The organism is Streptomyces sp. NPDC046866 (genome assembly GCF_040704625.1).
GTDB lineage: Bacteria > Actinomycetota > Actinomycetes > Streptomycetales > Streptomycetaceae > Streptomyces.
On the sequence record NZ_JBEYXN010000018.1, the window covers coordinates 76,758 to 96,937 of the forward strand.

Annotated in this window: 21 protein-coding genes and 2 riboswitches; of the genes, 11 read left to right on the top strand and 10 right to left on the bottom strand. The window is 72.2% G+C overall.

The annotated features are described in order from the left end of the window. The first annotated feature begins 53 nt into the window (after positions 1–53). From AB0953_RS24240 to AB0953_RS24265, 6 genes are all read left to right on the top strand, one after another. The gene (locus AB0953_RS24240; protein WP_366861728.1) at positions 54–1,280 is read left to right on the top strand and encodes an Ig-like domain-containing protein; all 1,227 of its coding nucleotides are present in this window, start codon (positions 54–56) and stop codon (positions 1,278–1,280) included. A gap of 109 nt (positions 1,281–1,389) precedes the next feature. Beyond that, positions 1,390–2,157, top strand: a complete 768-nt coding sequence (locus AB0953_RS24245) for an enoyl-CoA hydratase-related protein (RefSeq protein WP_366861647.1) — start codon at positions 1,390–1,392, stop codon at positions 2,155–2,157. Between the two features lie 160 nt (positions 2,158–2,317). Further along, positions 2,318–2,926, top strand: coding sequence for an ATP-binding protein (locus AB0953_RS24250; protein WP_366861648.1), 609 nt, complete (start codon positions 2,318–2,320; stop codon positions 2,924–2,926). Positions 2,927–3,301: 375 nt separating this feature from the next. Then, positions 3,302–4,096, top strand: a complete 795-nt coding sequence (locus tag AB0953_RS24255; protein ID WP_366861649.1) for a polysaccharide deacetylase family protein — start codon at positions 3,302–3,304, stop codon at positions 4,094–4,096. Further along, entirely contained in the window at positions 4,093–5,283 is a 1,191-nt protein-coding gene (locus AB0953_RS24260; RefSeq protein ID WP_366861650.1) for a hypothetical protein, read from the top strand. The genes AB0953_RS24255 and AB0953_RS24260 overlap by 4 nt, the downstream gene beginning before the upstream one ends. 89 nt (positions 5,284–5,372) lie before the next feature. Beyond that, entirely contained in the window at positions 5,373–5,585 is a 213-nt protein-coding gene (locus tag AB0953_RS24265) for an EF-hand domain-containing protein (protein ID WP_361907957.1), read from the top strand. A gap of 79 nt (positions 5,586–5,664) precedes the next feature. Here the strand turns inward: AB0953_RS24265 and AB0953_RS24270 are convergent, their stop codons facing one another. From AB0953_RS24270 to AB0953_RS24290, 5 genes are all read right to left on the bottom strand, one after another. Further along, complete coding sequence (locus tag AB0953_RS24270; protein WP_366861651.1) at positions 5,665–6,270, bottom strand: PadR family transcriptional regulator; 606 nt, start codon at positions 6,268–6,270, stop codon at positions 5,665–5,667. 67 nt (positions 6,271–6,337) lie between these two features. Continuing rightward, entirely contained in the window at positions 6,338–7,159 is an 822-nt protein-coding gene (locus AB0953_RS24275) for an ATP-binding cassette domain-containing protein (protein ID WP_366861652.1), read from the bottom strand. Further along, positions 7,156–7,905, bottom strand: a complete 750-nt coding sequence (cbiQ, locus tag AB0953_RS24280) for a cobalt ECF transporter T component CbiQ (RefSeq protein ID WP_366861653.1) — start codon at positions 7,903–7,905, stop codon at positions 7,156–7,158. The genes AB0953_RS24275 and cbiQ overlap by 4 nt, the downstream gene beginning before the upstream one ends. A 3-nt stretch (positions 7,906–7,908) precedes the next feature. After that, a complete protein-coding gene (locus AB0953_RS24285; protein WP_366861654.1) occupies positions 7,909–8,295 on the bottom strand; it encodes an energy-coupling factor ABC transporter substrate-binding protein in 387 nt (128 codons plus the stop codon). 5 nt (positions 8,296–8,300) lie between these two features. Then, entirely contained in the window at positions 8,301–8,996 is a 696-nt protein-coding gene (locus AB0953_RS24290; protein ID WP_366861655.1) for an energy-coupling factor ABC transporter permease, read from the bottom strand. A 27-nt stretch (positions 8,997–9,023) separates the two neighbouring features. Beyond that, a riboswitch (cobalamin riboswitch) is annotated at positions 9,024–9,265 on the bottom strand. Between the two features lie 267 nt (positions 9,266–9,532). Between AB0953_RS24290 and AB0953_RS24295 the strand changes: the two genes are divergently transcribed. Further along, positions 9,533–10,246 carry a flavodoxin family protein gene (locus AB0953_RS24295; protein ID WP_366861656.1) on the top strand — a complete coding sequence of 238 codons (714 nt, stop codon included), beginning with the start codon at positions 9,533–9,535 and terminating at the stop codon, positions 10,244–10,246. 50 nt (positions 10,247–10,296) lie between these two features. Here the strand turns inward: AB0953_RS24295 and AB0953_RS24300 are convergent, their stop codons facing one another. From AB0953_RS24300 to gcvT, 5 genes are all read right to left on the bottom strand, one after another. Further along, positions 10,297–10,830, bottom strand: coding sequence for a hypothetical protein (locus AB0953_RS24300; protein ID WP_366861657.1), 534 nt, complete (start codon positions 10,828–10,830; stop codon positions 10,297–10,299). A 274-nt stretch (positions 10,831–11,104) separates the two neighbouring features. Further along, positions 11,105–12,487 (bottom strand): L-serine ammonia-lyase, encoded by a 1,383-nt coding sequence (locus AB0953_RS24305; RefSeq protein WP_366861658.1) that lies wholly within the window; start codon positions 12,485–12,487, stop codon positions 11,105–11,107. 292 nt (positions 12,488–12,779) lie between these two features. Continuing rightward, positions 12,780–14,036: a serine hydroxymethyltransferase gene (glyA, locus tag AB0953_RS24310; protein WP_361907915.1), complete on the bottom strand. Its 1,257-nt coding sequence runs from the start codon at positions 14,034–14,036 to the stop codon at positions 12,780–12,782. A 16-nt stretch (positions 14,037–14,052) separates the two neighbouring features. Next, on the bottom strand, positions 14,053–14,433 hold the full coding sequence (gcvH, locus tag AB0953_RS24315; RefSeq protein ID WP_366861659.1) for a glycine cleavage system protein GcvH: 381 nt from the start codon (positions 14,431–14,433) through the stop codon (positions 14,053–14,055). A gap of 80 nt (positions 14,434–14,513) precedes the next feature. After that, entirely contained in the window at positions 14,514–15,629 is a 1,116-nt protein-coding gene (gene gcvT / locus AB0953_RS24320; RefSeq protein WP_366861660.1) for a glycine cleavage system aminomethyltransferase GcvT, read from the bottom strand. A gap of 172 nt (positions 15,630–15,801) precedes the next feature. Further along, positions 15,802–15,905, bottom strand: a riboswitch (glycine riboswitch). Between the two features lie 364 nt (positions 15,906–16,269). On the opposite strand from gcvT, the gene AB0953_RS24325 reads away from it, so the two are divergent. The 4 genes from AB0953_RS24325 to AB0953_RS24340 all read left to right on the top strand — a co-directional run bounded on the left by AB0953_RS24325 (position 16,270) and on the right by AB0953_RS24340 (position 20,173). Beyond that, positions 16,270–16,914, top strand: a complete 645-nt coding sequence (locus AB0953_RS24325; RefSeq protein WP_366861729.1) for an AAA family ATPase — start codon at positions 16,270–16,272, stop codon at positions 16,912–16,914. 113 nt (positions 16,915–17,027) lie between these two features. Further along, positions 17,028–17,762 (top strand): enhanced serine sensitivity protein SseB, encoded by a 735-nt coding sequence (locus tag AB0953_RS24330; protein WP_366861730.1) that lies wholly within the window; start codon positions 17,028–17,030, stop codon positions 17,760–17,762. 82 nt (positions 17,763–17,844) lie between these two features. Beyond that, positions 17,845–18,585, top strand: coding sequence for an enhanced serine sensitivity protein SseB C-terminal domain-containing protein (locus AB0953_RS24335; RefSeq protein WP_366861661.1), 741 nt, complete (start codon positions 17,845–17,847; stop codon positions 18,583–18,585). A 595-nt stretch (positions 18,586–19,180) separates the two neighbouring features. After that, positions 19,181–20,173 (top strand): ABC transporter permease, encoded by a 993-nt coding sequence (locus tag AB0953_RS24340; RefSeq protein ID WP_366861662.1) that lies wholly within the window; start codon positions 19,181–19,183, stop codon positions 20,171–20,173. The last annotated feature ends 7 nt before the right edge of the window (positions 20,174–20,180 follow it).

Genomic DNA, 20,180 nt, shown 5'->3' on the forward strand with positions numbered 1-20,180 from the left:
CAAGCGCGCGACTGTCCGCGCGCGGGGGACATGGGGAGAAGAGAAGAGTGAACCTGCAGCCGATACGCGGCCGCGTCCGCCGCACCGGCCTGCCGGCCCTCCTGTTGGGGGCGGCCCTGCTGTTCACCAGCGCGTGCAGCGGCGGCGGAACCAGCGGCGGCGGAGGCGGCGGCAGCAACGGCGGCGCCGGAGGGGCGGCCAAGGCCGGCAACGAGGCGTCGAAGGCCGTCGTCAACGTCAAGCCGGACGACGGGTCCAAGGAGGTCGCCACCAGCGGCGTCCTGAAGATATCCACCACCGGCGGCAAGCTGACCACGGTGACCGTGGCCGACACCAAGGGCAACGCCGTCGAGGGCAAGATCGCCGCGGACGGTGCGAGCTGGGAGCCGGCGCGCAACCTGGCCTCCGCCACCGAGTACAAGGTGCACGCGGTGGCCAAGGACGAGGCCGGCCGGGAGTCCGCCAAGGACACCACCTTCACGACCCTCACCCCGACGAACACGTTCGTGGGCCACTACACGCCCGAGGACGGCGAGACCGTCGGCGTGGGCATGCCGGTGTCGTTCAACTTCACCCGCGGCATCACCAACACCGAGGCCGTGGAGAAGGCCATCACGGTGACGGCCGAACCGTCCGTGCCGATCGAGGGCCACTGGTTCGGCAACGACCGCCTCGACTTCCGCCCGGAGAAGTACTGGGCCGCGGGCACCAAGGTCACGGTCAAGATCGCCCTTGACGGGGTCGAGGGCCGGCCCGGCGTCTACGGCAAGCAGACCCGCACGGTCACCTTCACCATCGGCCGCTCGCAGGTCTCCACGGTCGACGCGAGCGAGCACACCATGCAGGTCGTCCGCGACGGCCAGGTCATCAAGAACCTCCCCATCACCGCGGGCGCCCCGTCGACGACCACGTACAACGGGCAGATGGTCATCAGCGAGAAGTACAAGGTGACCCGGATGAACGGCGCCACCGTCGGCTTCGGCGGCGAGTACGACATCTCGGACGTGCCGCACGCGATGCGCCTGTCGAACTCCGGCACCTTCGTCCACGGCAACTACTGGGCCTCCTCCTCCACGTTCGGCTCGGAGAACGTCAGCCACGGCTGCGTCGGCCTGAAGGACGTCCGCGGCGCCGGCGACGGCAACCAGCCCGCCGCCTGGTTCTTCAACGAGTCGCTCATCGGTGACGTCGTCATCGTGAAGAACTCCAAGGACAAGCAGATCGCCCCGGACAACGGCCTGAACGGCTGGAACATGGACTGGGCGGAGTGGATCAAGTAGTCCTCCCCGCAGCGGCGCCCTGACGGCGGCCGCCGCGGGCGCGCGTGGCCCGGTGCCGTGACCCACAGCACCGGGCCACTTCGTGTTAACCGGCGCTAACCTTCCCCGTATGACCATCTCTCTCGAAGTCTCCGAAGGCGTCGGCACCATCCGCCTGGACCGGCCGCCCATGAACGCCCTGGACATCGCCACCCAGGACCGGCTGCGCGAGCTCGCGGCGGAGGCCACCGACCGGGCCGACGTCCGCGCCGTGATCCTCTACGGCGGCGAGAAGGTGTTCGCGGCGGGCGCGGACATCAAGGAGATGCAGACGATGGACCACGCGGCGATGGTCGCCCGGTCCCGCGCGCTCCAGGACGCCTTCACCGCCGTGGCCCGCATCCCCAAGCCGGTCGTCGCCGCCGTCACCGGCTACGCCCTGGGCGGCGGCTGCGAGCTGGCGCTGTGCGCCGACTACCGCATCGCCGCCGACAACGCCAAGCTCGGCCAGCCCGAGATCCTGCTGGGCCTCATCCCGGGCGCCGGCGGCACCCAGCGGCTGTCCCGCCTGATCGGCCCCTCCAAGGCCAAGGACCTCATCTTCACGGGGCGCATGGTCAAGGCCGACGAGGCGCTCACCCTCGGCCTCGTGGACCGCGTCGTGCCCGCCGCCGAGGTCTACGAGCAGGCGCACGCCTGGGCCGCGAAGCTCGCCCAGGGCCCGGCCATCGCGCTGCGCGCCGCGAAGGAGTGCGTGGACGCCGGCCTGGAGGCGGACATCGACACCGGCCTGACCATCGAACGCAACTGGTTCTCGGGCCTGTTCGCCACCGAGGACCGCGAGCGCGGGATGCGCAGCTTCGTCGAGGAGGGCCCGGGCAAGGCCAAGTTCGTCTAGGGCCCGGTTCCTCCAGGCCGGGTCGAGAACTCGTCGGTCCTCCCTGGGGGTGGATTAGCCAGGCCTTAAGGCAGGGTTAAGGGAGCCTGGTGATCCACTCGGTGTGATCGTCGGTGTGCCGTGCGTCACCGCAGATCAGAGTGGTTGTGCGGGCGGCCTGATGCCCAACGCATATGACAGGGCACCCCCTTGGAGCCGCGTGCTGCGGGGGGTGTTTTCCCGCGGAACGGCCCGGACGGCCGTGTCGGCCGTCCATGATGGGTTCATGGCGGGCCTGGAGGGTGTGGAACAGCCGCGGCAGCGCAACAGCGCTTCCGCCGTGCGGCCGATGGCGGCGCTCGAGGACGAACAGGGCCTCAAAGCGCTGGACTTGTACGGCAATCCGGCCGAGGCGGAAGTGACGCTGCCGTCCATGCCGGAGTCGGCGAGCACCGCCCGCCGGCTCACCCAGTACGTGGTGATCCGCTTCTGGGGGTTCTCGCCGCAGGTCTCCGAGCACACGGTCCTGCTGGTCTCCGAGCTCGTCGGCAATGCGGTCCGGCACACCGGTGCCCGCTCCTTCGGGTTACGGATGCTGCGCCGCCGCGGCTGGATCCGCGTCGAGGTGCGCGACCCCTCGCGCGGGCTGCCCTGCCTGATGCCGGTCCACGAGCTGGACACCACCGGCCGCGGGCTCTTCCTCGTGGACAAGCTGTCCGACCGCTGGGGTGCCGATCTGCTGCCCCGCGGCAAGATCACCTGGTTCGAGATGCGGGTGGCCGACCGCTGATACGCCTGGAGCCCCCGCTCGCCGTGGTGGGGCGTCGTGGGGGCTCCATGGGTGCGCCGAGGATCGAAGGGGGTGTGATCCTCGGCGTGGGCGACTTCGCTCGGGTCAATGGGGAAGCCGTGGTTCCGACTATGGCAGACGGGGGACCGAATGCCAAAAGTCCCAACTCGGACATAAGTGTGTAAAGACTAAGAGTTTCCATCTAAATCCTAGGTGAGGTCGGCCACGCACCTCGCAATCCATGAATAACTATCCACCGCTCCGCGTGATTCGTTGATCGGATAGCGGACGGTCCTCCGAATGGGTCCTCTTCGGCGAACGGACCGAATTGGGTCAATCGTTATCTCTCATGCCATCTGCGCCTTAAATGGGCAGGTGCCCTGCTCTCCGGACCGCCGATCAGCCCTCCGCGCCGGCGCGGCCGCCGCCCTCGGCGCCCTCGCCACCGCCTGCGGGGCGGGCGCGGGCGGCCTGGCCCCCGCCGGTTCCCCGCCGCCCGCAGGGCAGGCCGCCGGGCACGCCCGCCCCGAGCCCGGCCGTGCCGCGGCCCCGCGCCGCTTCCCCGGCCAGCCCGACGAGATCGCCCACGGCCCCCGCGACCGCCCCCGCGTCGCCCTCACCTTCCACGGCAACGGCGACCCCGCCACCGCCCGGGCCGTCCTGGCCGAGGCCGAGCGCGCCGGCGCGCGGGTCACCGTACTGGCCATCGGCAGCTGGCTCGACGCCCACCCGGAGATCGCCCGCCGCGTCCTCGACGGCGGCCACGAGCTCGGCAACCACACCCAGCGCCACCTCGCGATCAACGCCATGTCCGAGGCGGAGGCCTCCGCGGAGATCACCGGCTGCGCCGAGCGCCTCAAACGGCTCACCGGCTCCATCGGCAGCTGGTTCCGCCCCTCGCAGGCCCAGCACGCCAGCGCACTCGTGACCAGGCTGGCCCGGCGGGCGGGCTACCCGCACGTCCTGTCGTACGACGTGGACTCCCTCGACTTCACCTCGCCCGGCGCCGCGGCCGTCATCCGCACGGTCACCGGGACGATCCGCAGCGGATCGGTGGTGAGCCTGCACTTCGGCTACGCGGACACGGTCGACGCGATGCCGCCCCTCCTCGAAGAACTCGCGCGCCGCAACCTGCGCGCGGTGACCACCACGGAGCTGCTGACCCCATGACCTCCACCCGCCTTCCCCGGAAGGCCACCGTGCTGCTGGCCGGTCTGGTCCTCGCCGCCCTGGCCGGCTGCGGATCGGCGAGCAAGCGCCCCGCCGAGGCGCTCGGCTCCAAGGCGGCGGCCGAGCCGCCCGCCAAGGCGGTCCAGGTGGCCCGGCCCGCTCTGGCCGGGATGCCGCCGCTCCTCGACCCGAAGGACGTGTACGCGGCCGACCGGCCGAACCGGCTCTCCCCGGTGGTCAAGGACTTCCCCTCGCGCGTGTACGTGCCGAACACCGCCTCCAACACGGTGTCGGTGATCGACCCGAAGACGTACAAGGTCGTCCAGACCATCCCGGTCGGCATCCAGCCGCAGCACGTGGTGCCGTCCTGGGACATGAAGACCCTGTGGGTCAACAACAACCGGGGCCACACCCTCACGCCCATCGACCCCGCCACCGGCAAGGCCGGTGCACCGGTCGAGGTGCACGACCCGTACAACCTGTACTTCACGCCGAACGGCAAGTACGCGGTCGTCATGGCCTCCATGGACAAGGAGCTGGTCTTCCGCGACGCGCACACGATGCACCGGGTCAAGACGCTGCCCGTCACCTGCCTCGGCGTCAACCACGCCGACTTCTCCGCGGACGGCCGCTACTTCATCGTCTCGTGCGAGTTCTCCGGCGAGCTGCTGAAGGTCGACACCGAGAAGATGGCGGTCATCGGCCGGCAGAAGCTGCCCTTCGAGGGCGCCATGCCGCAGGACGTGAAGATCTCGCCCGACGGCAAGACCTTCTACGTCGCGGACATGATGGCCCACGGCATGTGGGTGCTCAGCGGCGACGCGTTCGACACCCCCAGGCTGCTGCCCACCGGCAAGGGCTGCCACGGCCTGTACATCTCCCGCGACTCCCGCGAGATGTACATCTCCAACCGGGGCGAGGGCAGCATCTCCGTCTTCGACTTCCGCCGGAACAAGCTCACCAAGAAGTGGGACCTGCCCAACGGCGGCAGCCCCGACATGGGCGGCGTCTCCGCCGACGGCAAGGTGCTGTGGCTGTCGGGCCGCTACCACTCCGAGGTGTACGCCATCGACACCGCGACCGGCCGGCAGCTGGCCCGCATCCCGGTGGGCGGCGGCCCGCACGGTCTGGCCGTCTACCCGCAGCCCGGCCGCTACTCGCTCGGGCACACCGGCATCTTCCGCTAGCCGGAGCCGAACGGGACCCGGGGGAGGGGCGGCACCCCGCTGGCGCTACCCTGAGCCGGTCAATGAGCACCAAGAAGGGGTGGATCCCAGTGGCGGACATCGAGAGCGCGCGGACGACGTTCGGCCGGTTCGACGTGGACGGCGACGGCTTCGTCACGGCCGACGAGTTCCGGCAGGCCATGGCCGAGATGGGCGACCCGTTCGTCACCGGCCCGGTCGCGGACGCCGTCATCGCCGCCAAGGACACGAACGGCGACGGCCTGATGAGCTTCGACGAGTTCTGGGCCTCCCTGAACAAGTAAGCCCCGTGCCGCGCCCCCGTGCCGCCCCCTGAGGGCGGCACGGGGGCGTCAGCCTGCCCGCGGCCGCGCGGCACCCGCGTCAGCCGGCCCCGGCGGGCCGGTCGGGCTCCCTCCCGGGGTCGGGCTCCGTCCCGGTCCCCGACCCGGCCTGCGCCATGCCCTCGACCTCGGCGAGGGCCTCCTCCAGCCAGCGCAGCCAGAACGTCTCCAGGCCGGTCCCGCCGTGCAGCACCAGCCGGCGCAGCCTGTCCTCGTCGGAGTCCCGCTCCGGCGGGAAGTCCCTGGCCTCGATGGCCTCGTACACCGCCAGCTGCCTGCGGTGCAGCTCCAGATGGCGCCGCAGCTCCGCCGCCAGCCCCTGCGGCCCGACCACGGCCGCCGCCCGGATCCGCAGCAGCAGCGGATCCCGGATGGCCTTCGGGTCCTGGCTCTCGCCGACCCACCGGGCGAGCTGCGCACGGCCGGCCGGCAGCACCTCGTACTCCTTCTTCTGCCCCCGTACGGGCACCTCGCTCGGCAGCGCCCGGATCAGCCCGGCCTCCTCCAGCCGGCCGAGCTCCCGGTAGATCTGCTGGTGCGTCGCGGACCAGAAGTACCCGATCGACCGGTCGAACCGCCGGGTCAGCTCCAGCCCCGACGAGGGCTTCTCGAGCAGGGCGGTGAGGATGGCGTGCGGCAGCGACATGCCGTCATCCTAGGGAGCCCCCGGGAACCGGCCCGGGACCGCCCCGGGCCACCCCCCGGGCCGGCCTTCAGTGCCAGGCGGCCAGCGCCTCCGGGGTCTTCGGGCCCGGTGCGTCCGCCCCCAGCAGCTCCCGGGCCCGCAGCAGCGCCGCCACCGCCGGGGCCCACGCCCGGCGCAGGCCCGCCCCCGCCAGCAGCTCCGGGTCCGCCAGCAGCTGCGCGGCCGGGCCGAAGCGGATCCCGGCCGGGGTCAGCACCGCCGCGTCGTCGGCCCAGCGCACGGCCAGGTCGACGTCGTGCGTCGCCATCACCACCGTCGTCCCGCGCGAGCGCAGCCCGGCCAGGGTGTCCAGGAGCCGTTCCTGGCCGTCGGGGTCGAGGCCGGCCGTCGGCTCGTCCAGGATCAGCACCCGCGGGGCCATCGCCACCGCGCCCGCGATCGCCGCGCGCTTGCGCTGCCCGTACGAGAGCAGGTGCGTCGGGCGGTCCCGCAGCGCCGTGATGTCGAGCGCCGCCAGCGCCGCATCCACCCGGGCGCGCACCTCGTCCACCGGCAGGCCCAGGTTCATCGGGCCGAAGGACACGTCCTGCTCGACGGAGGCGGCGAACAGCTGGTCGTCGGGGTCCTGGACGACCAGCTGCACCGCGGTGCGCAGCCGGGTCAGGCCCGCCCGGTCGTACGACACGGCACTGCCCTCCAGGCGCAGCTCGCCCGCGGCGGGCCGCAGGCCGCCGCTGAGCAGCCGCATCAGCGTGGTCTTGCCGCTGCCGTTGCGGCCCAGCAGGACCAGCGCCCGGCCCTCGGCGATGGCGAAGTCCACGCCGGTCAGGACCGCCGGGCCGTCCTCGTACGCGTAGCCGGCGCCGGCCAGTTCCACCAACGGGTTCACAGGTACACGCCCTTCAGGGTGAGAGTCAGCGCGACCAGGCCGGCCAGCAGGGCCGCCGAGGCCGCGAGGAAGCGCCAGGACAGCGCCGCCTCGGGGACGAGGACCCGCAGCGTGCCGTCGTAGCCGCGCCCGGCCAGGCCCGACTGGAGCCGCGCCGCGCGGTCGAAGGCCCGGACGAAGGAGGTCGCGGCGAGCCCGGCCAGGGAGCGCCACGCCGCCGCCCGGCCGGCCTGCCCCAGACGGGCCGCCTGGGCGCGCCTGACCCGGTCGAGGGAGTCCAGCAGCAGGAACCCGATCCGGTACATGACGAGCGCCACGTCCACCACGGGGGCCGGGACGCCGGCCCTGGCCAGCCGGGGCAGCACGTCCGAGACGGGGGTGGTGAACGCGAACAGCAGCACCCCGAGCGAGGCCGCCGACGTGCGCAGCAGCAGCTCGACGGCGTGCCGGGGGCCGTCCGGGGCCAGCGAGACCGGGCCCGCCGCCCCGCCCACCGCGAACAGCAGCGGCACCGCCCCGGTGAAGCAGAAGCCGAGCGGGATCCGGAAGGCCCGCCACAGCTGCCGCCCGGCCACCCCGGCCGGCCCGAGCAGCACGGCGAGGGTGGCGGCCGCCACCAGGGGGCCGCCGGGCCAGGGCGGCAGGCATACGGCGGTCACCGTCAGCCCGAGGCCCAGCAGGGCCTTCTCCAGCGGATGGCGGCCGCGCCAGCGACTGCTGTGCGCGGCCACGTCGATGGGCAGCACCGGCTACGACTCCGGGGCCGCGGGGGCGGCGGGGGCGGCCGCGTCACCGGCCGGAGCACCGGGAGCGGCGGCCCCGGCCGCGGCGGCCGCCGCTGCCGCTCCCTGGCGGCGGCCCTTGCGGACGCCGAAGTAGTACGCGAGCACGCCCGCGCCCAGCGCCGCCTGCAGGGCGAAGAGCGCCGACTCCACCTCGCTGGAGGGGGGTTCGTACAGCGGCGAGAACCACGGCTCGTAGTCCGGCTTGAGCTCGGTGATGGCCGCCTCGGCCTGGTTGTCGGAGCCCGAGAACGGCTCCTCCTTGCCGTCGCCCAGTCCCAGCGCCAGCGGCAGCACGGCGAGGGCGGCGACCAGGAGCAGCAGCAGGGCGTTGATCTTCGCGTTCCGGCTCATGCCCGTCACACCGTCGCCTTCTGCTCGCTGCGGCCCGCGGTGAGCTCGGCGACGCCCAGCCGGACCAGGTCGGACTTGCTGGACTGCATCAGCAGCCGCATCACCAGGACGGTGAGCAGGCCCTCGCTCACGGCCAGCGGGATCTGCGTGACCGCGAAGATGCCGCCGAACTTGCCGAGGGCGCCGAGGAAGCCGGTGCCCGGGTCCGGGAAGGCCAGCGCCAGCTGGACCGAGGTCACGCAGTAGGTGACCAGGTCGGCGAAGAACGCCCCGAGGAACACCGACACCATCAGCGGGGCGTCGAAGCGCCGCAGCAGGGCGTAGATCCCGTAGCCGGCCCAGGGCCCGGCGATCGCCATGGAGAAGACGTTCGCGCCGAGGGTCGTCAGCCCGCCGTGCGCCAGCAGCAGCGCCTGGAAGAGCAGGGTGATCGTGCCGAGCACCGCCATGATCGGCGGCCGGAAGAGGATCGCGCCGAGCCCGGTCCCGGTGGGGTGCGAGCAACTGCCCGTCACCGAGGGGATCTTCAGGGCGGACAGAACGAACGTGAACGCTCCGGACGCGCCGAGCAGCAGGGTGCTCTCGGGGTTGGCCTTCACCTCGCGGGTGAGCGCCCGGACGCCGTGGACGACGAAGGGGGCGGACGCGACGCCCCAGGCGACCGCGTGCCAGGGGGGCAGGAAGCCCTCGGCTATATGCATGAGTGGGAGACCTCTCCAGCACCTCGTGGATGGACAACGCGCCCCGGCCGGTCTCCTGGCTCACGGGTCCGATGCCCTGGCTCCGCCTTCCCGGGCGATGCGGATCCTCCCGCGCCGCCCAGTGGCTTCCCGCTGGGGGCACCCCCAGCGGCAGCTGGGGGAGGAGCCGGACTTCCCGTTCACAGTGGCGAGGGCCGCACCGGTCTTGCACCGGTTTCCCGTACACCAAGGCCCGCTGACCCTATTCGGCCGCATGCACCCGAAACAACCCGGCTTCCGGCCGCGCTGACCCGCCGTCCGTTCCGCTTGCGCCCGCCGGGCCGGACTGTCGTACGGGCGGGGGAGGCGAACCGGACCCGCCGCCACGGGAGTTCCCCATCCCGGCGCACGCCCGGCGCACGCCCGGCGCCCTTCCGCTCCCGCACCCCGACGCGCGCAACGGATCCGTACGGCGGGCGCGCGCCCGTACGCCGCCGCGCACCCGTACGGCCGCCGCCCGGTGGCGGACCGGGCCGGCCCCCGCACAGGCTGTCCCCGTGGCTGCCGAACACGACTACTCCGACCTGAGCGCCGTCTACGTCAACTGCACGCTCAAGCGCTCGCCCGAGACCAGCAACACCGAGGGCCTGATCTCCCGGAGCCGCGCCGTCATGGAGGCGGCCGGCGCCCGCACCTCGCTGATCCGCGCCGTCGACCACGACATCGCCACCGGCGTCTGGCCGGACATGACCGAGCACGGCTGGGAGACCGACCAGTGGCCGGTCCTCTACAGCGAGATCATGGCCGCCGACATCCTCGTCCTGTGCGGCCCCATCTGGCTCGGCGACAACAGCTCGGTGATGAAGCAGGTCATCGAACGGCTCTACGCCTGCTCCTCGCTCCTGAACGAGCAGGGCCAGTACGCCTACTACGGCCGCGTCGGCGGAGCCCTGGTCACCGGCAACGAGGACGGCGTGAAGCACTGCGCCATGAACATCCTCTACAGCCTCCAGCACCTGGGCTACACGATCCCGCCGCAGGCCGACGCGGGCTGGATCGGCGAAGCCGGCCCCGGCCCCTCGTACCTCGATCCCGGTTCGGGCGGCCCCGAGAACGACTTCACCAACCGCAACACCACCTTCATGTCGTGGAACCTGATGCACCTGGCGGCCCTGCTCAAACGCTCCGGCGGCATCCCCGCCCACGGCAACCAGCGCTCCGAATGGGACGCGGGCTGCCGCTTCGACTTCCCCAACCCCGAACACCGCTGAGCCCCCCGCCCGGCGGCCCGGCCGCCGGGCGGACGGAGCGGTGGCGCGCCTCAGCAGCACACGGTGCGGTGCGCGACGTCGAGGACGAAGCGCTCGGGGCGGTGCAGCGTGAACGAGGTGAAGGAGGGCCTGGTGTCGAAGGCCGCGCCGAAGGTGACGTACCCCTCGAAGTCGCCGGTCAGGGCCAGGCCCCGCAGTGCCGTCAGGCGGGTCGCGACCAGCGTGGGCCCGTGGTAGCTGCTGCTGCCGTCGTCCCGGTGGGCGGCGGCCGGGTGCAGGCGGATCTGCAGGAAGTGCTTCCCGGCCAGCGGGACGGGCTTGCCGGACCCGTCCTGGACCAGCTTCGGCACGCGGGTGACGGCGACCTCGGGGACGCGGCCCTTCAGGTCGATGACGATCCGGTCGTACGAGCAGTGCCCGGCCCAGCGGGCGTTCACGACGAGCGGGGTCGAGGCGGTGGTGCGCGCGGCGCCGGCCGCGGCGGGGACTGCGGCGGTGGAGGCCGGTGCGGCGAGGGTGATCCCCGCGGTGAGCAGCGCCCCCGTGGCCAGGGCCACGGTCTGCCGGCGGCGGAGGTGGTTCATGACGTCCCCCTGTTCTTCGTGAGGCGGGGACTGCTGTCACTGCTCAAGACACGACCGGGCCGCGCCCGGTTCCGTCAAAACCGAATAAATCGGGCAATGAGGAGTGGGTGGGGTGAATCTTCCCGTCTTGAGCGGGACAGGAGGCCGCTGACCTTCCGCATCGAGGTCGTAGTGCCGCCGCTCCTCGCCCCGCGGCACCGGCAGCGGGAAAGCGGGAGGGGCCCGGCGCACCCCGTGCGCCGGGCCCCTCCCGGCCGTCAGGCCGTCGGCCGGGTCAGCATTCGATGACGTTGACCGCGAGGCCGCCGCGGGCGGTCTCCTTGTACTTGATCTTCATGTCGGCGCCGGTCTCCTTCATGGTCTTGATGACCTTGTCCAGGGAGACCTTGTGGGAGCCGTCGCCGCGCATGGCCATCTTGGCCGCGGTGACGGCCTTGACCGCCGCCATGCCGTTGCGCTCGATGCACGGGATCTGGACCAGGCCGCCGACCGGGTCGCAGGTCAGGCCCAGGTTGTGCTCCATGCCGATCTCGGCCGCGTTCTCGACCTGCTCGGGGGTGCCGCCGAGGACCTCCGCGAGGGCGCCGGCCGCCATCGAGCAGGCCGAGCCGACCTCGCCCTGGCAGCCGACCTCGGCGCCGGAGATCGAGGCGTTCTCCTTGAACAGCATGCCGATGGCGCCGGCGGCGAGGAGGAAGCGGACCACGCCGTCCTCGTCCGCGCCGGGCACGAAGTTCATGTAGTAGTGCAGCACCGCGGGCAGTACGCCGGCCGCGCCGTTGGTCGGGGCCGTCACGACGCGGCCGCCCGCCGCGTTCTCCTCGTTGACCGCCATCGCGTAGATCGTGGTCCACTCGCTGCGGTGCATCATCGGGTCGCCCTCGGTGCGCAGCTGCCGCGCCGTGGAGGCGGCCCGGCGCTTGACCCGCAGCCCGCCGGGGAGGATGCCCTCGCGGGACATGCCGCGCGCGACACAGGCCTGCATGACGCGCCAGATCTCCAGCAGCCCGGCGCGGATCTCCTCCTCGGTCCGCCAGGCCTTCTCGTTCTCCAGCATCAGCGAGGAGATCGACAGGCCGGTCTCCTTGGCGAGGCGCAGCATCTCGTCGCCCGAGCGGAAGGGGTACTTCAGCACGGTGTCGTCGAGCTTGATCCGGTCCTCGCCCACCGCGTCCTCGTCCACCACGAAGCCGCCGCCGACCGAGTAGTACGTCTTCTCCAGCAGCGGGGCGCCGGAGGCGTCGTACGCGAAGAGGGTCATGCCGTTCGCGTGGTACGGCAGGGCCCGGCGCCGGTGCAGGATCAGCTGGCTCGGCTCGTCGAAGGCGATCTCGTGGGCGCTTCCTATCTCGGTGCCCAGCAGCCGCAGCCGGCCGGTCTTCCGGATGCGCTCCACCTCGTCGTCGGCGGTCTCGACGTCCACCGTGCGGGGGGAGTGGCCCTCCAGGCCCAGCAGGACCGCCTTGGGGGTGCCGTGGCCGTGGCCGGTGGCGCCGAGCGAACCGTACAGCTCCGCGCGCACCGAGGCGGTCTGGGCGAGGACGCCGTCCTTCTTCAGCCGGTTCACGAACATGCGGGCGGCACGCATCGGGCCGACGGTGTGCGAGCTGGACGGACCGATGCCGATCGAGAAGAGATCGAAAACGGAAATGGCCACTTTGGTGGACTCCCGGGGGACATCCCCATGGTGGTGGGGAACGGACCCGTCCAGTCGCTCGCGCAGCGTAGCGGGCGGCCGACGGAGGGGGCGGGCTTTGCAGGGATTGCGGGCAAAGATCACCTCGTGGGCGCCCCTGCCCGGTTAATCAGCGTACGTCAGTTCGCAGAGGGGTCGGTTACGCCGGCCTGTACGGCGGCTTTCGCGGTCCCGACGTCCAGGACCGCGGCCCCGGGCCATGGGAAAGGCCCGGCCCTGTGTGACACAAGGCCGGGCCCTCCTGGCCGTGGCCCTACAGCGACGGGTACAGCGGGAACTTCGCGGCGAGCGCCGAGACGCGCGCCTTGAGGGCCTCGCCGTCGTACGCCGGCTTCAGCGCCTCCGCGATGATGTCGGCGACCTCGGTGAAGTCCTCGGCGCCGAAACCGCGGGTGGCCAGCGCCGGGGTGCCGATCCGCAGACCCGAGGTGACCATCGGGGGCCGCGGGTCGTTCGGGATGGCGTTGCGGTTGACCGTGATGCCGATCTCGTGGAGGCGGTCCTCGGCCTGCTGGCCGTCCAGCTCCGAGTTGCGCAGGTCCACCAGGACCAGGTGCACGTCGGTGCCGCCGGACAGCACGTCCACGCCCACGGCCTTGACGTCGTCCTGGACCAGGCGCTCGGCGATGATCTTCGCGCCGGCCAGGGTGCGCTCCTGGCGCTCCTTGAACTCCGGCGAGGCGGCGACCTTGAAGGAGACCGCCTTGGCCGCGATCACGTGCTCCAGCGGTCCGCCCTGCTGGCCGGGGAAGACCGCGGAGTTGATCTTCTTGGCCAGCTCCTGGGTGGAGAGGATCACGCCACCGCGCGGACCGCCGAGGGTCTTGTGCGTGGTGGTGGTCACGACGTGGGCGTGCGGGACCGGGTTCGGGTGCAGGCCCGCGGCCACCAGGCCGGCGAAGTGCGCCATGTCGACCATCAGGTACGCGCCGACCTCGTCCGCGATGCGGCGGAAGGCGGCGAAGTCCAGCTGGCGGGGGTAGGCGGACCAGCCGGCGACGATCAGCTGCGGCTTGGACTCCTTGGCCAGGCGCTCGACCTCGGCCATGTCGACCTGGCCGTCCTCGCCGACGTGGTACGGGACCACGTTGTAGAGCTTGCCGGAGAAGTTGATCTTCATGCCGTGGGTCAGGTGACCGCCGTGGGCCAGGTTCAGGCCCATGATCGTGTCGCCCGGCTTGAGCAGCGCGAACATCGCGGCGGCGTTGGCCTGCGCACCGGAGTGCGGCTGGACGTTCGCCGCCTCGGCGCCGAACAGCGCCTTGATGCGGTCGATCGCGATCTGCTCGACGACGTCGACGTGCTCGCAGCCGCCGTAGTAGCGGCGGCCCGGGTAGCCCTCGGCGTACTTGTTGGTCAGGACCGAGCCCTGGGCCTCCATGACGGCGACCGGAGCGAAGTTCTCCGACGCGATCATCTCCAGGGTGGACTGCTGGCGCACGAGCTCGGCGTCGACGGCGGCGGCGACATCCGGGTCAAGCTCGTGGAGAGGGGTGTTCAGAACGGACATCTCGATCCCCTGTGGGTCAGTTTCCGGCGGTGAGCGCGTCGTACTCCGTCGCGGAGAGCAGGTCGGCCGGCTCCTCCGTGACGCGTACCTTGAACAGCCAGCCGCCCTCGAACGGAGCGGTGTTCACGAGCGCCGGGTCGTCCACGACGTCCTGGTTGGACGCGACGACCTCACCGGTGACGGGGGAGTACAGGTCGCTGACCGACTTGGTCGACTCCAGCTCGCCGCAGGTCTCGCCCGCGGTCACCGTGTCGCCGACCTCGGGGAGCTGGGCGTAGACGACGTCACCGAGCGCGTTGGCCGCGAACTCCGTGATGCCGACCGTCGCGACGCCGTCCTCGGCGGCCGACAGCCACTCGTGCTCCTTGCTGTAACGCAGCTGCTGGGGGTTGCTCATGGCCTGATTCTCCTGGATGCGGGGGAGTGCGAACGAACAGTGGTCTTGCGTACCGAGACGGCTCGGCCGGCGGACGAGGGTTACTTCTGCCGCTTGTAGAACGGCAGGGCAACGACCTCGTACGGCTCATGCGTACCGCGAATGTCCACGCCGACGCCGGAGGTGCCGGGCGCGGCGTGTGCCGCGTCGACGTACGCCATCGCGATCGGCTTGCCGAGCGTCGGGGACGGGGCGCCCGAGGTGACCTCGCCGATCACCTCGCCGCCGGCGACGACCGGGAACCCGGCGCGCGGGACGCGGCGGCCCTCGGCGATCAGGCCGACGAGCTTGCGCGGGGCCTTCGTGGCGGCCTGCTCGGCGGCGGCCTCCAGGGCGGCGCGGCCCACGAAGTCGCCCTCCTTCTCGAACTTCACGACCCGGCCCAGGCCCGCGTCGAACGGCGTCAGGGCGGTGGTCAGCTCGTGCCCGTACAGCGGCATGCCCGCCTCCAGGCGCAGGGTGTCGCGGCAGGACAGGCCGCACGGGACCAGGCCGACGCCCTCGCCGGCCTTGGCCAGCGCCTGCCACAGCTCCACGGCGTGCTCGGGGGCGACGAACAGCTCGAAGCCGTCCTCGCCGGTGTAGCCGGTGCGGGCGATCAGGGCCGGGACGCCGGCGACGGTGCCCGGCAGGCCCGCGTAGTACTTCAGCCCGTCCAGGTCGGCGTCGGTGAGGGAGGCCAGGATGCCGGGCGATTCCGGGCCCTGCACCGCGATCAGCGCGTACGCGTCGCGGTCGTCGCGGACCTCGGTGTCGAAGCCGGCGGCCCGCTCGGTCAGGGCGTCCAGGACCACCTGGGCGTTGGAGGCGTTGGCAACGACCATGTACTCGGTCTCGGCCAGGCGGTAGACGATCAGGTCGTCGAGGATGCCGCCGTCCTCCTGGCAGATGTGCGTGTAGCGGGCGCGGCCGACGCCGACCGTGGAGATGTTGCCGACCAGCGCGTAGTCCAGGGCCTTCACGGCCTCCGGGCCGGTCAGCGTGATCTCGCCCATGTGGGACAGGTCGAAGAGGCCGGCCTTGGTGCGCACGGCGTTGTGTTCGTCGCGCTCGCTGCCGTACCGCAGCGGCATGTCCCAGCCCGCGAAGTCGGTCATGGTCGCACCGAGCGAACGGTGCAGCGCATCGAGTGCGGTCAGGCGGGGTGCAGTGCTCATGGGTGTGGCTCCCGGGTCCCAGGGCATGACATGACGAGGACGTTCCTCCCCATCTGTCATCGGAACCTGAGAGGTTCGCCGAGAGTTCCGGGGGAACACCGACTTGCACCTTGGGTGGAGCACACCCCGGCTCCGGCAGGCGGACGGGGAGCGGCTCGCTTTTCAGATCTGCCTCATCCACGCGGTACGGGGCCTGAGAGATTCAAGGGAGGTACTTGCTCCTTCGGCGCCCGGGCGCGGCCCGAGGGCCTGCCGGGACTCTCCCGCGCGGATTCAAGCGGCCGGTATGCAGTTGGTCCAGATGGCGCACATCATTGCACGCCCTGCCGGGAATCGGGTGGGCGGGCCCGAAAGACTGTGTGATTCGCGGTACGGCCGGGTTCGTGCGGCCGGGTTCGTGCGGCCGGGTTCGTGCGGCCGGGCGGCCGCGACCGGGTCCCTGCGGTCCGGTTCGCCCGGCGCTGCGCGGGACGCGTCGTGCGCCGTCCCGGTGGCCGGACGGCCCGGCCGCAACCGGGCCCGCCGGATTACCGTCTCTTTACATTCAGTGGGCATGGGTCCGGGGGACCCGATTCGGGGGGAGGGGATCACCGTGCGGAGATTCGGACTGCTGGCGACGGGCGGGGCCAGGGCCGGTGCCGTGGACGGGCTGCCCGTGCGGCCGCGCCGGGCTGCCCGTCCCGGCGCCGCCGGCGGGCCCGTGCGCGACCTGCGCGGGCGGGGCGCGCACGGGCCGCAGTGGCTGGGCTTCGCCGAGGGGGACATCGTCGTGGTCTCGGGCCTGCCCGGCGGCGGCAAGAGCACGCTGATCAAGCGGGCCGCGCCGGGCGGGGGGATCGACTCCCAGGACGTGCGCGAGCGCTGGGAGCGGCGGATGCCCGCGGCACTGCCGTACGCCGCCTACCGGCCGCTGGTGCGGATCGCGCACTACTGGGGACTGTGGCGGACCCTGCGCAGCGGCGCCTCGGTGGTCGTCCACGACTGCGGGACGCAGAGCTGGGTGCGCGCCCTGCTGGCCGCGACCGCCCGGCGCCGCGGCCGGGCCCTGCACCTGCTGCTGCTGGACACCACCCCGCAGGAGGCCCTGGCCGGGCAGCGGGCCCGCGGCCGCGGGGTCTCCCCGTACGCCTTCTCCCGGCACCGGGCGGCGGTGGGCCGCCTGCTGCGCGCCGCGGAGTCGGGCCCCCTGCCGGCGGGCTGCGCCTCGGTGGTGCTGCTGGACCGCGCGGCGGCCGCCCGCCTGGACCGCATAGCCTTCCGTCCCGCCCCGCCCGGAGCCGCCTGAGCGCGCGCCGGGCGGAGGGGCCGGCGCGCAGGGGCGGGGGCGGGGCGGCGGGTGCTGCCCGGGGGGCTACCCTCGGGCGACACCACGTGCGGGAACGAGAAGCGGAGGCGGACATGCAGGGCGGCGGGTGGCCGGAGAACGAGCTGGAGCAGGTGCTCGGGGCGGCCCTGGGCGTGCCGGAGGCCGGCGCGCGGATCGTCGAGGCGCTCGGCCGCAGCAGCGTGTGGGTGCCGCTGCCCGGAGGGGGCGGCCCGGACAGTGCGTCCCTGACCCTGCCCACGATGGAGATCGGCGGCGCGCCGTACGTCCCCGTCTACAGCTCCGAGAGCCAGTTCCTCGCCTGCGTCGGCCCCGGCATGGACTTCGCCGTCGCCCCGGCCGTGGAGTTCGCCCGCGGACTGCCCCCGCAGCTCGGCATCGCCGTGAACCCGGAGGGCGCCGTCGGCGTCCCGCTGCCCCCGCCCGCCGTCGCCCAGCTGTGCCGGGTCGGCCGGACAGAGCTCGACGGGCCCGCCACCGGAGGCCGCGTCCGGCTCTTCGAGCCCGACTGGCAGGAGGACCCGGTGGACTTCCTCGCCGCCGCGGCCGAGGAGTTCCGGGCCACCGGCGTCGTCGCCGCCGCGCACCGCTGCCTCGCCAGCGTGGAGGGCGGCGCGCCCGAGCTGTACATCGGCGTCCGGCTGTCGGGATGGGAGGCCGGGATGCGCAGCGCCCCGCTCGAGGCCCTCGGCCGGGCCCTGGCCCGCGTCCCCGCGCCCTGGCCGGTGCAGCTGATCCTGCTGGACGCCGCCGAGGACCCGGTGGTCGACTTCATCGTTACGCGCGTACGCCCCTTCTACCTGCCCTAGGGCCGCTTAAGCTGTTACATCTCCGGGCCGCACGGGCGGCCCGGACACGGCGGACGACGTGGCGGACGAGGAGGGGTACCGGGTGAGTGCGTCAGGCACGGCCGCGGCCGGGCAGGTCGAGCACATGATGCGCCAAGTGACTCCCGGGCGCTACGAGAACTACGAGTCACTGCTGCACGCCCTGGCCGAAGGCCGGCTGTGGATGCTGCTCTGGCACGGCAGCCCGGGCTCCCCCGACGCCCAGTACGGCGGCATGGAGCTCGAGGGCCTCGGGTACGCGCCCTGCGTGACCTCCCCCCAGGAGCTGGCCGCCAGCGGTTGGACCCGGGGATACGAGGTCGTCACCGGGCGGGACATCGCCCGCGCCCTCTACCCGGACCGCTGGGGCCTGTGGCTCAACCCGCACGCCCAGGGCGGCGGCCTCGGCATCCCCTGGGCCGACCTTCGCCGCATCGCCACCGGCCTGGACCGGATGCCCGCCGGCCCGCTGCGGCTGTCCGAGCCCGCCCTGGAGCTCCCGCAGTTCTACGGGCTGCTGACCCAGCACGCCCACCGCACGCCCGCCGTGCGCTCGCTGCGCCGCGCCTGGGTGCAGCCCGCGCTGGGCTCGCCGTACCTCGCGGTGGGGCTCGACCTGTACGACGCCTCCGCGCCCGCGCTGGAATCCGTACGGGAGATGATGCGCCAGTCCGTCGGCGCGGTGCCCGAGGGCGTGCCGGTGTGCACGGTGGCGCTGGCCGACGAGCACGACCCCGTCGCGATGTGGCTCCGGTCACAGACGCGGCCGTTCTACGACCGTGAGGGCCAGGCCCCGGTCTACTGATCGGGGGCCGTTCGGTCCCTGAGACTTTTGCTGTCGCGCGAGCCGGAGGCCGCGGGGAACGGTGTTCCCCGCGGCCTTCGGCTTGTCCGGATTTCACCGCTGTTGCGGGCCCAAAAGGCATGACCCTGGCGTCAGTTGGGCGCCATGTCCGATTGCGTACCGACTGGATGGTGTTGCTCCGCTGAGCTGTCAGCGGAGTCCGGATAACGGGAATCGGACCCTCACATCACGGTTGCGCATCCATTCATCTGCGGGTCTGGCGGCTGATCGCAGCCCCGATGAAGACTCCCCACCCAAGAGCCGGTCAGTCCTCCAGGACCCCGTCCGGCCTATGCATCGCGCTTGTCGTTTCACACAGCTCTCTGCACACCTTCTGCACCACTGCTGCACCGCTCCTGCACTGCGCTCGGCACTGTCATGCGCATTGCAAACACACGCCACACCGCACCGCAACAGCACTGCACCTCAAGCACTTCCTGCACCTCAGCACGCGTCCTTGCGTGTCACCACGCACTCGAGCGCCACTCCGCACCAACGCCGCCACAGCGGCGGGCATGGGCCGGCAACCCGTCGGCCGAGAGGGGTCCCCACCACGATGACGGCACCACTGCACGACACGAGCGCGGAAGCACCCGCACCCGTGTCCGTAGCCGACGTCCCTGCGAAGGCCATCGAAGGCCGCTCGCCCGGCCGCATCGCCTGGATGCGGCTCAAGCGCGACAAGGTCGCGCTGACCGGCGGCGTGATCGTGATCCTGCTGATCCTGGTGGCGGTCTTCGCACCGCAGATCGTGAGCCTGCTGGGCCACCCGCCCAACGAGTTCCACGAGGACCTGATCGACCCGGATCTCGGCACGCCGACCGGCTCCCTGGGCGGCATCAGCTCCGACTTCCTGCTGGGCGTCGAACCCACCAACGGCCGCGACGTCTTCAGCCGGATCGTCTACGGCGCCCGCATCTCCCTGGTCGTCGCCTTCCTGGCGGCCTTCGTCTCCGTCGTCATCGGCAGCCTGCTCGGCGCGCTCGCCGGGTTCCTCGGGGGCTGGGTCGACGGCATCATCAGCCGCCTGATGGACCTGCTGCTGGCCTTCCCGCAGCTGCTGTTCACCATCGCCCTGGTCTCCGTCGTCCCCAACTCCCTGTGGGGGTTCGAGGGTTCGGGCGTCCGCATGGGCGTGCTGATCGTCGTGATCGGCTTCTTCGGATGGCCGTACATCGGCCGTATCGTGCGCGGCCAGACGATCTCCCTCAGGGAGCGCGAGTACGTCGAGGCCGCCCGCAGCCTCGGGGCGGGCCGCGGCTACATCCTGATCAAGGAGCTGCTGCCGAACCTGGTCGCGCCGATCCTCGTCTACTCGACGCTGATCATCCCGACCAACATCCTGACGGAGGCGGCCCTCAGCTTCCTCGGCGCCGGCGTCAAGCCGCCGACCGCGTCCTGGGGAAAGATGCTCTCCGACGCCGTCCCCATCTACCAGGACGACCCCATGTACATGGTGGTTCCCGGTATCACGATCTTCATCACCGTCCTGGCGTTCAACCTCTTCGGGGACGGGCTGCGTGACGCACTCGACCCCAAGGGCAGCTGAACCGCTT

Coding starts and splice junctions, on each gene's coding strand:
- AB0953_RS24245 (WP_366861647.1), top strand. CDS start 1,390: ATGACCATCTCTCTCGAAGTCTCCGAAGGCGTCGGCACCATCCGCCTG.
- AB0953_RS24250 (WP_366861648.1), top strand. CDS start 2,318: ATGCCCAACGCATATGACAGGGCACCCCCTTGGAGCCGCGTGCTGCGG.
- AB0953_RS24260 (WP_366861650.1), top strand. CDS start 4,093: ATGACCTCCACCCGCCTTCCCCGGAAGGCCACCGTGCTGCTGGCCGGT.
- AB0953_RS24270 (WP_366861651.1), bottom strand. CDS start 6,270: ATGTCGCTGCCGCACGCCATCCTCACCGCCCTGCTCGAGAAGCCCTCG.
- AB0953_RS24285 (WP_366861654.1), bottom strand. CDS start 8,295: ATGAGCCGGAACGCGAAGATCAACGCCCTGCTGCTGCTCCTGGTCGCC.
- AB0953_RS24290 (WP_366861655.1), bottom strand. CDS start 8,996: ATGCATATAGCCGAGGGCTTCCTGCCCCCCTGGCACGCGGTCGCCTGG.
- AB0953_RS24300 (WP_366861657.1), bottom strand. CDS start 10,830: ATGAACCACCTCCGCCGCCGGCAGACCGTGGCCCTGGCCACGGGGGCG.
- glyA (WP_361907915.1), bottom strand. CDS start 14,036: ATGTCCGTTCTGAACACCCCTCTCCACGAGCTTGACCCGGATGTCGCC.
- gcvH (WP_366861659.1), bottom strand. CDS start 14,433: ATGAGCAACCCCCAGCAGCTGCGTTACAGCAAGGAGCACGAGTGGCTG.
- gcvT (WP_366861660.1), bottom strand. CDS start 15,629: ATGAGCACTGCACCCCGCCTGACCGCACTCGATGCGCTGCACCGTTCG.
- AB0953_RS24330 (WP_366861730.1), top strand. CDS start 17,028: ATGCAGGGCGGCGGGTGGCCGGAGAACGAGCTGGAGCAGGTGCTCGGG.
- AB0953_RS24340 (WP_366861662.1), top strand. CDS start 19,181: ATGACGGCACCACTGCACGACACGAGCGCGGAAGCACCCGCACCCGTG.